This window comes from Nonomuraea longispora (assembly GCF_004348345.1).
GTDB lineage: Bacteria > Actinomycetota > Actinomycetes > Streptosporangiales > Streptosporangiaceae > Nonomuraea > Nonomuraea longispora.
Map to the genome: position 1 here is coordinate 1 of NZ_SMJZ01000244.1, position 11,856 is coordinate 11,856.

At 71.1% G+C, this 11,856-nt stretch carries 15 protein-coding genes; 7 read left to right on the top strand and 8 right to left on the bottom strand.

Annotated elements, in window-relative coordinates; all coding sequences use genetic code 11:
- From E1267_RS38740 to E1267_RS38750, 3 genes are all read right to left on the bottom strand, one after another.
- The coding region (locus E1267_RS38740) for an FkbM family methyltransferase (protein WP_132340468.1) at positions 1-623 on the bottom strand (623 nt) is incomplete at its 3' end.
- 102 nt (positions 624-725) lie between these two features.
- A complete protein-coding gene (locus E1267_RS38745) occupies positions 726-1,142 on the bottom strand; it encodes an ATP-binding protein (RefSeq protein WP_165960039.1) in 417 nt (138 codons plus the stop codon).
- Positions 1,139-1,336: a DUF5999 family protein gene (locus E1267_RS38750; protein ID WP_132340472.1), complete on the bottom strand. Its 198-nt coding sequence runs from the start codon at positions 1,334-1,336 to the stop codon at positions 1,139-1,141. Before E1267_RS38750 ends, E1267_RS38745 begins: the two co-directional genes overlap by 4 nt.
- Positions 1,337-1,645: 309 nt before the next feature.
- On the opposite strand from E1267_RS38750, the gene E1267_RS38755 reads away from it, so the two are divergent.
- The 7 genes from E1267_RS38755 (at position 1,646) to E1267_RS45005 (ending at position 6,562) form a co-directional block, all read left to right on the top strand.
- Positions 1,646-1,981, top strand: a complete 336-nt coding sequence (locus E1267_RS38755) for an ArsR/SmtB family transcription factor (protein ID WP_132340474.1) — start codon at positions 1,646-1,648, stop codon at positions 1,979-1,981.
- Positions 1,982-1,993: 12 nt separating this feature from the next.
- Positions 1,994-3,223: an arsenite methyltransferase gene (gene arsM / locus E1267_RS46005; protein WP_220449886.1), complete on the top strand. Its 1,230-nt coding sequence runs from the start codon at positions 1,994-1,996 to the stop codon at positions 3,221-3,223.
- A 230-nt stretch (positions 3,224-3,453) separates the two neighbouring features.
- The gene (locus E1267_RS38775; protein WP_425465125.1) at positions 3,454-3,888 is read left to right on the top strand and encodes an ArsR/SmtB family transcription factor; all 435 of its coding nucleotides are present in this window, start codon (positions 3,454-3,456) and stop codon (positions 3,886-3,888) included.
- Positions 3,888-4,982, top strand: a complete 1,095-nt coding sequence (gene arsB / locus E1267_RS38780) for an ACR3 family arsenite efflux transporter (protein ID WP_132340476.1) — start codon at positions 3,888-3,890, stop codon at positions 4,980-4,982. Before E1267_RS38775 ends, arsB begins: the two co-directional genes overlap by 1 nt.
- A complete protein-coding gene (locus tag E1267_RS38785; RefSeq protein ID WP_281283747.1) occupies positions 4,975-5,394 on the top strand; it encodes an arsenate reductase ArsC in 420 nt (139 codons plus the stop codon). Before arsB ends, E1267_RS38785 begins: the two co-directional genes overlap by 8 nt.
- A 197-nt stretch (positions 5,395-5,591) precedes the next feature.
- Positions 5,592-6,347, top strand: a complete 756-nt coding sequence (locus E1267_RS38790; RefSeq protein WP_132340478.1) for a MerR family transcriptional regulator — start codon at positions 5,592-5,594, stop codon at positions 6,345-6,347.
- A 71-nt stretch (positions 6,348-6,418) separates the two neighbouring features.
- Positions 6,419-6,562: a hypothetical protein gene (locus E1267_RS45005; RefSeq protein WP_165960040.1), complete on the top strand. Its 144-nt coding sequence runs from the start codon at positions 6,419-6,421 to the stop codon at positions 6,560-6,562.
- Between the two features lie 24 nt (positions 6,563-6,586).
- Here E1267_RS45005 and E1267_RS38795 read toward each other — a convergent pair whose 3' ends face one another.
- The 5 genes from E1267_RS38795 to E1267_RS38820 form a co-directional block, all read right to left on the bottom strand.
- Positions 6,587-7,618 carry a DUF4037 domain-containing protein gene (locus E1267_RS38795; RefSeq protein WP_132340480.1) on the bottom strand — a complete coding sequence of 344 codons (1,032 nt, stop codon included), beginning with the start codon at positions 7,616-7,618 and terminating at the stop codon, positions 6,587-6,589.
- Between the two features lie 628 nt (positions 7,619-8,246).
- Positions 8,247-9,314, bottom strand: a complete 1,068-nt coding sequence (locus tag E1267_RS46010) for a GNAT family N-acetyltransferase (RefSeq protein ID WP_220449887.1) — start codon at positions 9,312-9,314, stop codon at positions 8,247-8,249.
- Entirely contained in the window at positions 9,311-10,741 is a 1,431-nt protein-coding gene (purB, locus tag E1267_RS38810; RefSeq protein ID WP_132340482.1) for an adenylosuccinate lyase, read from the bottom strand. The genes E1267_RS46010 and purB overlap by 4 nt, the downstream gene beginning before the upstream one ends.
- 29 nt (positions 10,742-10,770) lie before the next feature.
- Entirely contained in the window at positions 10,771-11,043 is a 273-nt protein-coding gene (locus tag E1267_RS38815) for a cation:proton antiporter regulatory subunit (RefSeq protein WP_132340484.1), read from the bottom strand.
- Positions 10,932-11,856: cation:proton antiporter domain-containing protein (locus E1267_RS38820; RefSeq protein ID WP_181957897.1), on the bottom strand; the 925-nt coding region annotated here is incomplete at its 5' end. The genes E1267_RS38820 and E1267_RS38815, both read right to left, overlap by 112 nt.

An 11,856-nucleotide genomic window follows, 5' to 3' on the forward strand; every position in this document is an offset into this window, starting at 1 on the left:
AGGTAGGTGTCGATGGAGGTCATGGGGATGGTGACGGAGCCGGCGGGTGTGCCGACGTTGGCGGGGGCGGCGGAGTGTTTGCCGGTCTGCTCGCCTGACAGGTGCACGGTGAGTTCGCCGGGGGTTGCGCCCACGGCGAGGGCTTCGACGGTGACGTGGGCGGCCAGGTCGTTGTGGTCGAGGTTGCGGCGCAGGTAGGTGAGGTTCTCGGGTACGGGTTCGTAGGCGATGAGGGTGCCGCCGGGTGGCAGGTGTGCCGCGCCTGTGCAGGCGTAGATGCCGATGTTGGCGCCGACGTCGAGGATGGTGCGGCTGGCGGCGGCCAGGCGTTCGAACAGGGTGACTTCGAACTCTTCGTAGTAGCCGGCCGAGACGGAGGGCATGATGGCGGTGTCCCAGGCGGGGCCGGTGAGGGTGAGGCCGCGGTAGCGGGCTTCGGCGTCGCGGCCGGTGGTGGTGTGGCCGAGGCGGAAGACGGTGTGGTAGAGGCGGTTGACCAGTGGGAGGCGGCGGACGCTGCGGCCGCGCAGCAGGGTGCGGGCGAGTTTGCTGCGGTTGGCGGCTCTGGCCGCTCGCATGACCGTGACGGCGGCTTGCTTGCGGAGAGGTTCACTGGAGGTCATGGTGTGAGTCTGCTGCAGGCGGCGGCCTGGTGAGTACGGTTGCCGGGATTGCTCGGCGTGCCGGGGCCGGTTGCGTGCCGTGCGGGGCGCCGTGGGCGCCGCTCAGCAGGCCTGCGCCTCGAGCAGCGGGCCGTCGCCGGACTGTTGCGGCAGCGGCAGGTCGAACCAGACGCGCTTGCCGCGGCCGGTGCGGGTGCTGCCCCAGCCGGAGGCGATGGCCTCCACCAGTTGCAGGCCGCGTGAGCTCTCGTCGTCGTGTCGGGCGGTGCGCAGGTGGGGCAGGTCGGGGCTGGCGTCCTCGACCTCGCAGCGCAGCAGGGCGCCGGTCAGCGACAGCCGCAGCCGGATGGGTCCGCGGGCGTGGCGTACGGCGTTGGTGACGAGTTCGCTGACCAGGAGTTCGGCGGTCTCGCTGCTGTGGGGCAGGCCCCAGGCGAGCAGTTGCGCGCGTACGGCGTGGCGGGCGCGCGGCACGGAGGCGGGGCGCGGTGGCAGTGTCCAGGTGGCGGTGGCGTTCATGACACCTGCCCGGCGCAGGCGGGGGCGGAGGGGACGACGCTGCGGCCGTCGGGCAGCAGTTCGCCGGTGTCGTCGAAGAAGACCACCCCGTTGCACAGCAGACCCCATCCCTGCTCGGGGTGGTACGCCACGAGGCGCGCGGCCTCCCTGCCTGCGGCGTCCGCGGGCGGACATGGTGGCTGGTGCTGGCACATGACTTCGATCCTCGATTCCCGCTTCCCAGCGGATTGAGCTCAGACCACCAGACTGGCCTCTCCCCCGGCCCAAGAAAGAGGTGAAAAATCCCCATGTCGGTACCTGTTTTCGCGTACGTAGGTACCCAAAACCCCAGCTCAACCCCACCATGGCACCCTGGGTCGGCATCCCGCAACCAGGCCCGCCCCGGCCGGCCCGCTTCGTACGGGCACGGGGATCGAGCCACTATCGGGTACATGGAGCCTCCCCTGCGAGGGGGACGCACGAGGCTTCCGCTTTCCTTGTCTATCGAATATCGTCGATTGACGATGAACGAACCCAAGGAGCCCTTGCCGCGCGCGGAGGCCGAAGAGTACGCGAGCTGGTTCAAGGCCCTGGCCGACGCCACCCGTATTCAGATCGTGTCACTGCTGGCCCGGCGGCGCGCGCCGATGAGCGTGGGCGAGATCGTGACCGCGTCCGGAGTGGGCCAGTCCACCGTCTCGCACCACCTGAAGATCCTGGCCGAGGTGCGGTTCGTGCTGGTCGAGCGGCACGGCACGTCCAGCCTGTATCGGATCAACGAGGCGTGTGTGAGCTGTTTCCCGACGGCCGCCGACGTGGTGATGGGCAACCCGGTCCCTGCCGCGCCCACCTGTGAGTGAAGGAGCCTGGTCATGGCGCACGATGAGATCATCGACCGCTACTCCGCCCTGGCACGCGCCGCGGACGCCGGCCAGAGGGTCGCCGACTGCGGGCCGGACGCCTTCGAGCAGGGCGGCTTCGGCGCGGCCGGCTACGACGACGTTACCGTGCTGCCCGAGGGGGCGGTGCGGGCCAGCCTGGGCTGCGGCGACCCGGTGGCCGTCGCCGAACTGCGCCACGGAGAGAGGGTGCTCGACCTCGGATCGGGCGGCGGCATCGACGTGCTGCTGTCGGCACGCCGGGTCGGCGAGCAGGGCAAGGTGTACGGGGTGGACGCCAGCACGGACATGCTGGAACTGGCCCGGCGCAACGCCGAGCAGGCCGGCGCGGTCAACGTGGAGTTCCTGCACGGCACGATCGAGCGGGTTCCTCTGCCGGACCGGTCGGTGGACGTGGTCATCTCCAACTGCGTGATCAACCTGTCCGGCGACAAGGCGGCCGTACTGGCCGAGGCGTTCCGGGTGCTGCGGCCCGGCGGCCGGTTCGGCGTCAGCGACGTCGTCGCCGCGCACGTCCTGGACGAGCAGGCGCGGCAGCGGGCCGAGCAGCGCATCGGCTGCGCGGCCGGATCGCTCACCGTGCAGGAGTACCGGGGCCTGCTGGCCGCTGCCGGCTTCGTCCAGATCGCCGTCACGTTGAGCGCCGATCACGGCGACGGGGTGCGCTCGGCCATCGTCCGGGCCGTCAAGCCCGCCATCGGGCCCGGTATGGAGATCCGGCCGATGCGCGAGGGCGACGCCGCCGACGTGCTGGCCGTCTACCAGGCCGGGCTGGACACCGGCCAGGCCGGCTTCGAGATTTCCGCTCCCGGCTGGGAGGGCTTCACCGCGAGCCGGTTGCCTCATCTGCGGTACGTGGCGACCGATGGCGACTCCGGCGAGGTGCTCGGCTGGGTGGCTGCTTCGGCGGTGTCGTCCCGTCCGGTGTATGCGGGCGTGGTCGAGCACAGCATCTACGTCCACCCTGGCTGCCAGGCCCACGGCATCGGCCGCGCGCTGCTGTCGGCGTTCATCGCCGCGGCCGAGGACGCCGGCGTGTGGACGATCCAGTCGGGCGTCTTCCCGGAGAACGCCGCGAGCCTGATCCTGCATCAGGCGCTGGGTTTCAGGATCGTGGGCACGCGCGAGCGCATCGGCCGACATCACGGCGTCTGGCGTGATGTGATGCTGCTCGAACGCCGCAGCGCTGTGACCGGAGCCTGAGAGACCGCGAGGGCCGCTGTTGGCCCGGCGTTCACCCACTCGATATTGACGGCTGTCAATATCGATACGGCCCCGACGGCAGACGGTCGGGCAGATCCGCCCGATCCGCGACGACATCGGACGCCGGGTCCGCGCACTGCCGGCCGACATCGGCGGCCCGGCCGGCTGAGAGCCGGCTCACGTACCAGGCGGACAAAGACGCATGTCAATATAGACGTACACCTATTTAGATGAATATCAATACGGAAGGGCAGGGGATGAAACTGCTGGAGATCCTGGAGTGCAGCCCGCCGCTGACCCGCGAGCCGCTGGACGCCGAGCAGGCGGCCGGGGTCGCGCGCGCGTTCAAGGCGCTGGGCGATCCGGTACGGCTGCGCATCCTGTCGGTCGTGGCCAGCCGCGCCGGCGGCGAGGTGTGCGTGTGCGACATCACCGACGCGTTCGAGCTGTCCCAGCCGACCATCAGCCACCATCTGAAGGTGCTCAAGGAGGTGGGGTTGCTGACCTCCGAGCGGCGCGCCTCCTGGGTGCACTACCGGCTGGTGCCCGGGACGCTGGGCGAGTTGTCGGCGCTGCTGGCCCTGCCAGCCAGCGGGCCAGCCAGCGGGCCAGCCGGCGGGTCTGCTCCGAGCCTGCCGGCCGCTGCAGCGGCGGTGCCGCGGTGATGTCGGCTCAGCCTGCACCGGCCACCGCGCCGCCGGTCGGCGTGATTGCCGCTCTGTCCGTGCTGGACCGGTTCCTGCCGGTGTGGATCATCGCGGCCATGGGCGCAGGGCTGCTGCTCGGGCGTCTGGTGCCCGGCCTGGACACCGCGCTGGACACAGTCAAGGTCGGTGAGATCTCGCTGCCGATCGCGCTCGGCCTGCTGCTGATGATGTACCCGGTGCTGGCCAAGGTCCGCTATGACCGGCTCGGCACCGTCACCGGCGACCGCCGCCTGCTGATCTCCTCGCTCGTCCTGAACTGGGTGCTCGGCCCGGCGCTGATGTTCGCGCTGGCCTGGGTCTTCCTGCCCGACCTGCCCGATTACCGCACCGGCCTGATCATCGTCGGGCTCGCCCGCTGCATCGCCATGGTCCTCATCTGGAACGACCTGGCCTGCGGGAGCCGGGAAGCCGCCGCCGTCCTGGTCGCGCTCAACTCCATCTTCCAAGTGATCGCCTTCGGCGCGCTGGGGTGGTTCTACCTGCAGGTGCTGCCCGATTGGCTCGGCCTGACGCAGTCGGCGCTCGACGTCTCGGCCTTCGACATAGCGTTCTATGTGCTGGTCTTCCTCGGCATCCCCCTGCTCACGGGCTATGCCTCGCGCAAGCTGGGCGAACGCGCCCGGGGACGCGACTGGTACGAGCAGCGCTTCCTGCCGCGCATCGGCCCGGTCGCCCTGTACGGGCTGCTGTTCACCATCGTCGTCCTGTTCGCCCTGCAAGGCGGCACCATCACCTCTCAGCCTGGCGACGTGGCCCGCATCGCGCTGCCGCTGCTGGCCTACTTCGCCCTCATGTGGGGTGGCGGCTTCCTGACCGGCCGAGCGATCGGCCTGCCGTATGACAGGACGACCACGCTCGCCTTCACCGCCGCCGGCAACAACTTCGAGCTGGCCATCGCTGTGGCGGTCGGCGTCTTCGGCGTCACCTCCGGTCAGGCCCTGGCCGGCGTGGTCGGCCCGCTCATCGAGGTCCCCGTCCTGGTCGCCCTGGTCTACGTCAGCCTGGCCGGCCGCCGCCTGTTCCGCACCACAGAGGAGTCCACCCGTGCCTGAGAGCGCCCCCGAGACCACCACCGGTAAGCCGTCGGTCCTGTTCGTCTGCGTGCACAACGCCGGACGCTCCCAGATGGCCGCCGGATGGCTCACCCACCTGACCGCAGGCCGCGTCGAGGTCCGCTCCGCAGGATCGGCCCCAGCCGGTCAGGTCAACCCCGTCGCCATCGAGGCGATGCGCGAGGTGGGCATCGACCTCACCGCCGCCCAGCCCAAAGTCCTCACCGTCGACGCGGTCGAGGCCAGCGACGTGGTGGTCACCATGGGCTGTGGGGACGCCTGCCCTGTCTTCCCGGGCAAGCGGTATGAGGACTGGAAGCTCGACGACCCCGCCGGGCAGGACATCGAGGCCGTCCGCAAGATCCGTGACGACATCCGCGCCCGGATCGAGAAGCTGATCACGCAACTGTAGCCACATCACATCAGGGCGGCGCGTGACGTCCGGTCGAGCGCCGTCCGATGATCCCGCAGGCCAGGCACGCCGGAACGGTCATCCACGCTTACCCGAGTCCTGAGAGCCGTCTCACGCGACTTTTCGTTCGCGTGCTGCTCAACCCCTGACACGAACCGGTTTGACCCTCACCCCACGTCAGCCTGCACAGTGGAGCCATGAGCTTCTCCGTAGGACAGGTCTCCAGACTCGCCGGCATCACCGTGCGCACCCTGCACCACTACGACGAGATCGGCCTGCTCACCCCCGGCGAACGTACCCACGCCGGCTACCGCCGCTACACCGACGCCGACCTCACCCGGCTGCAGCAGATCCTCCTCTACCGCGAGCTCGGCTTCGGCCTCGACGAGATCGCCGTCATCCTCGACACGCCCCACACCGACGAGCTCACCCACCTGCGCCGCCAGCACGAACTCCTCACCCGCAAGGCCGAACGCCTGCACGAGGTCATCGCCGCCGTCGAACGCTCCATGCAGGCCCACACGCTCGACATCGCGCTCACCCCCGAGGACCGTTTCGAGGTCTTCGGCGACTTCCGGCCGGAAGACCACGAGGCAGAGGTCCAGCGCCGCTGGGGCGACACCGACCAGTACGCCGAAAGCCGCCGCCGCGTCGCCTCCTACACCAAGGCCGACTGGCTCCAGCTCAGGGCCGAGGCCGACTCCATCACCGGTGCCCTCGTCGCCGCCTGCAAAGCGGGCCTTCCCGCCGACGGCGAGCACGCCATGGATCTCGCGGAACGCCACCGGGCCCACATGAACCGCTGGTTCTACATTTGCAGCCACGAGCTTCACCGGTGCCTGGGCGACCTGTACGTCGACGACCCCCGCTTCCGCGCCACCTTCGAGGAACTGCTTCCCGGCCTGGCCGACTTCGTCCGTCAGGCCATCCACGCCAACGCGCGCCGCGCCTGACCCCGTTACCGCAGACTCTGGAACCACAGCCTCGACCGCCTGACCGACCACCTCGACACGATGCACGACCCATGAACGAGACCCTCACCCTGCACCCCGACGGCCGCATCCTCGCCCATGACCCACCCCGCGTCTTCGCCCACACCGGTGACCCATCCGCACGCGGCGCCTGGCGCGCCCACGTCGAAGAACTCGCCTCCTCGCTCGTCGAGTGAGGCCCGCCGGACCGGACAGGCCGCTCACCCAAGGCCGAGGGCGGCGGCCGTCACCGCGCGCGCCCGCCCCGGCGCCACCAGCAGATCCGTCGAATCCGACAACTGGTCCGCACACCCCACCAGCGGCAACCCCTTGATCACCGGGTCCGACACCGACGCCATCAGCGCATCGGCGAACCGGTCACCGTCGATCACCTGGAACGGCCGGTCGTAGAAACCGCGCACCTCCTCGTCCAGCCAGCCGGTCAGCCGCATGCGATTCTGCAGCGCCGCGACCCGCGCGTAGGCGGCGGCCAGCGCCGCGTCGCGCTCGCGCCACGACCGGGCCGCCGTCGCGGCCCCCAGCGACTCCCCCAGCTCGGTCGAGCCCGGCATGCGCGCCAGCGCGCTGCCGAGCCACTTGGCGTACGGCGGGTAGCGCCGCCGCAGCAGCAGCGCCAGCCGCATCACCTCCCGCGTCAGCCGCGCTCCCATCACGGCCGACCCCAGTTCGTCGCCCACCTCGCCGCACCGGCCGGGAAAAGGCTCCTCCTGCGCGATGCGCCGCCACTGGCACGCCAGGACGTAGCGCCACACGTCACCGGGATACCAGCGCAGCGCCTGCCTGGCCGCCTCCAGCCCACCCAACCCGTCGTGGAAGACCTCCCCGCAGGTCACCTCGGCCAGGCTCTGCCACGGCGCCGCCAGCCAGTCCAGCAGCGACACCCCCTGCCTCGGATCGAAAGCCAGCCGCCCGGTCAGCCACTCCCCCAGTTCGCTCACCGTCACCCCGGAACGTTCCTGCCCGTGATAGGTGAACACCGTCGGCAGCCCGCCGAACCGGTCCGGCAGGCCCGCCTCCACGGCCGCCCGCACCTCGGCCACCACCTCGCCGGGCACGAACAGCAGCACCCGCGGCCCCCAGTCGTGGTCGGTGGAGCGGGCGGTGTCGAACCTGAGCACCTCCGACCCCGGCCCGATCAGCGCGGCGCTGTGCCTCACTCCGGGGATCAGCGGCGCCACCACATCGCGGTAGAAGGACCGCGACAAGTCGATACCAGGTACAAAATCGGACATCACGCCGTCCACTGTGCACCAGCGCCGCCGCAACCTCACCTCAATTTCCGCGCGGAACCACCGGGCGCGCACGCCTGCCGGCAGTTCGGCCATGCCTGCGGCGACCCCACGGGCAGGTGGTGCCCCGGTCCGATGTCACCTCCGCTGCTGGGAGGCATGACCGTGTGCAAGCGAGGGCCATCGGTCCGCAGCCCACTCCGGCCAGCCCAGCCACCCCGGTGGCGGTCCGGGGATGTCGCCGCCGCCGAGTTCGCCGGCATCTGGTGCCTGGAACAGCGTCCGCCATTCGTCGATGGCCGCCTCGCTCATCGGGAAAGTCGTGTGCGGTTGTCGTCACCGAGCTGAGGCCAAGATATCGGCGCAGGGCTTCTCGTCCACCTGGAACGAAGGGTCCTCGATCGGCCACCTTCCGCGCAGGTCGTCTTCGCACAACCCCTCGCGGAACGGGTGGGCTGTGCGAAGACGTCCAGCGGAGCGCGCGGGTGGAACTGACACCGGAGGACGCCCACGCTGCAGGAGCTGCAGGAGGAGGCGGTCCCGGCGCGGGCGCCGGCCGCGTCGCGCCGCCCGTCCCGGCCTCCCGGGGGCGGACCGGGACGAACCGGAGCGGGACGACGCGGGGCGGCGGTCAACCCGTGGACCGGGCGGCCGCCACCCGGCGCCGGCGGTAACCGAGCCGCTCGTACACGCGGATGGCCGCCGGGTTGTCGTCGTCGACCATGAGAGCCGCCCGCCCGTAGGCCGCCACCAGTTCCCGCGACAGCCACCGGCACACCCGCCCGGCCAGGCCCCTGCCGCGGAACCGGGCTCGCGTCGCCACCCCGGCCAGCAGACCTACCGTGGGCGCCGACCAGGCATCGGCCGCCACCGCCGCCAGCTCCCCGCCGACCCGTACGCCCGCCCAGCGCCGCACCCCCGGCAGGCCGGGCACCGCGTACGACGAGGGAGCCTCGGCCGCCAGCAGCGCCGCGACCTGCGCGCCGTCACCGTCCTCCAGCCAGCCGACCACACCGTCCTCACCCGGACGGCCCCCGCCCCTGCGAGGCGCGCCGATCCCGCCGGCCATACCCGCCGCGCCCGCAGCGTCTGTCACGCCGTTCATATCAGACCTGACCGTCCTGCCGCCTGTGCCCGCTGTGCCCGGCGAGTACGCCGCGCCACCCGGACCGGCCATGCGTGTGCCGGGCCTGCCCGCTGTGCCCGCTGTGCCGATGGTGGCGGCCGCATGCGGTGGGCCGAACATGCCCGGCCTATCCGGTGTGCCGGTCGATTCCGGTACGTTCGCCGTCCTGGCCAGGTCGCCCGCGCCGGCACCGTCCGCCGGAGCGTGCACCGCGCCGCCGCGTGCACGTGCGTCGAAAACGTCGGTGTCCAGGCTCATCCACGAGAACTCCCCGGCCACCTCCAGCCCCGCCAGCCTGCCCGACACCTCCCGCATCAGCGCCACCTCGCCCAGCGGCCGGTACGACGGGCCCAGCTCCGCCAGCGCATGGCGTACCAGCTCGGTGGCCTGCGCCGCGCCGCCCAGCACCGCCAGCCGGTCGCGCCGTGACACCTGCGGGCAGGCCGCCGCCACCGCGTCCCCGAGCGCCCACGCCCGCGCGCCCGCGCGCAGCCCCTGCGCCGCCCACACCACCAGGTCGTCGCCCCCGCAGGCCGCCCGCACCTCGGCCGCGGAACGCAGCTCGCGGATCACAGGATGGCGCCGGGACGGTACGCGGCCGCCTCCGGATGCTCCGCAACGACCTCGTCCACCTGCCGCAGAACCTCCGTCACCTGCTCGCCGGCGGCCCCCGTGAACGACACGCGGTCAGCCAGCAGCTCCAGCAGTTGCGGGCGGCCGAGGGGGAACCGTTCGTCGGCGGCCAGCCGGTCGAGCAGGTCGTTGCCGCCCCCGTGCGAGCGCATCGCCAGCGCCGCCGCCACGGCGTGCTCCTTGATGAGCTCGTGCGCCTGCTCGCGCCCCACCCCGGCACGCACCGCCGCCATCAGCATCTTCGTCGTGGCCAGGAACGGCAGATAGCGGTCCAGCTCGGACGCGATCACCGCGGGGAACGCGCCGAACTCGTCCAGCACCGTCAGCATCGTCTCCACCAGCCCGTCGAAGGCGAAGAACGCATCCGGCAGGGCCACCCGGCGCACCACCGAACAGGACACGTCGCCCTCGTTCCACTGGTCGCCCGCCAGCTCGCCCACCATGGAGGCGTAGCCGCGCAGCACCACCGTCAGGCCGTTGACCCGTTCGCAGGAGCGGGTGTTCATCTTGTGCGGCATGGCCGACGAGCCGACCTGACCCTCCTTGAACCCCTCGGTGACCAGCTCATGCCCGGCCATCAGCCGGATCGTCATGGCCAGCGAGGACGGGGAGGCGGCCAGCTGCACCAGCGCGGTGACCACCTCGTAGTCGAGCGAACGCGGATACACCTGCCCCACGCTGGTGAACCGGTGCGCGAACCCCAGATGGGCGGCCACCCGCTCCTCCAGCTCGGCCAGCCTGCCGCGGTCGCCGCCCAGCAGGTCGAGCATGTCCTGGGCGGTGCCCACCGGCCCCTTGATCCCGCGCAGCGGGTAGCGGCCGATCAGCTCCTCCAGCCGCCGGAAAGCCACCAGCAACTCGTCGGCCGCCGTCGCGAACCGTTTACCCAAGGTGGTGGCCTGGGCGGCCACGTTGTGCGAACGGCCGGCCACCACCGTGGCCTGGTGCTCGGCCGCCAGCCGGGCCAGCCGGGCCAGCAGCGCCGCCGTCCGGTCGCGCACCAGCAGCAGGCTGTCGCGCACCTGCAGCTGCTCGACGTTCTCCGTCAGGTCACGCGAGGTCATGCCCTTGTGCACCTGCTCGTGCCCGGCCAGCGCGTTGAACTCCTCGATGCGCGCCTTGACGTCGTGCCGGGTCACCCGCTCGCGCGCCGCGATCGAGGCCAGATCGACCTGCTCGACCACCTTGTCGTAGTCGGCGACGGCCTCCTCGGGCACCGCCACGCCCAACTCGGCCTGGGCGCGCAGCACCGCCAGCCACAACCGCCGCTCAGCGACGATCTTGTATTCGGCGGACCACAGGCGGGCCAGCTCGGGCGAGGCATAACGAGCGGCCAGGACATCGGGGATACGCGGCTTGGCAGTCACGTTCCACAAGTCTATTCACCCGCCCGCCCTCACGAACGCCGGCCGATCAGCTGCGCCAGACGCCGCTCCACGGCCGACAGCCGATCGGCCAGCGAACGGCTGTGCAACAACTCGGCAACCCAGTCGGCCTCGTCGCCGTCCAGATCCACCACATGCGACGGGACGTCGGCATCGCCACCGTCGTAGATCATCAACGCGCGCCGCCCGTCGTCGAAGACCATAACGCCGACGTGATCTCCTTGCCTGGTGTCGTAGTGGTGGATGATGCCGCTGCCGGGGACCGTCGTGCGCCTGATGTCCACTGCGCAGGTTCTCCTTTCGTGAGGGCCGCTCGGCCGGAATCGGTGTCGATGTCGCCGCGCTCGCCGTACCAGTGCGCCAGCCGCCCGCGCCGCGCCACCGCGCGCAACCGGCGCTCCACCTGCGGGCGCGCGTCACTGGTCGTGACGATGAGTACGTCGTCGCCCTCCCGCAACAACGTCACGGGCTCCGGGACGATGGTGTCGCCGTCACGGATGATCAGGACGACGTTCGAGGGAGCGGGCAGCCGCAGTTCGAAGATCTCCACCCCGTGCAGCCGGGAACCGGGCGGAATCGTCAACGTCAGCAGGTCGGCGCCCAGCACGTCCAACGGAGCGGCCTCGATGCTCACCTCCCTGGCCTGACCCGGCTGGGTGATCCCCAGCAGCCTGGCCACCGCCGGCAGCGCCGGCCCCTGGACCAGGACGAACAACACCACCAGCACGAACACGATGTTCAGCAACTGCAGGCTGCCGGGCACCGCCGCGACAATGGGAAACGTCGCCAGCACGATCGGCACCGCGCCACGCAGCCCCGCCCAGGAAACGAACACCTGCTCCCGCCAGCTCGTACGGAACGGAAGCAGACACGCCACCACCGACACAGGCCGCGCCACCAGCAACAACACCAACCCGATGACGGTTGCCGGCAACAACGCCGAACCCAGCTCGCTCGGATTCACCAGCAACCCCAGCATGACGAACAACCCGATCTGCGCCAGCCAGCCGACCCCCTCGGCGAACGAACGCGTGGCAGCCCGGTGCGGCAGGACCGCGTTGCCCAGCACGATGCCCGCCAGATAGGCGGCCATGAAA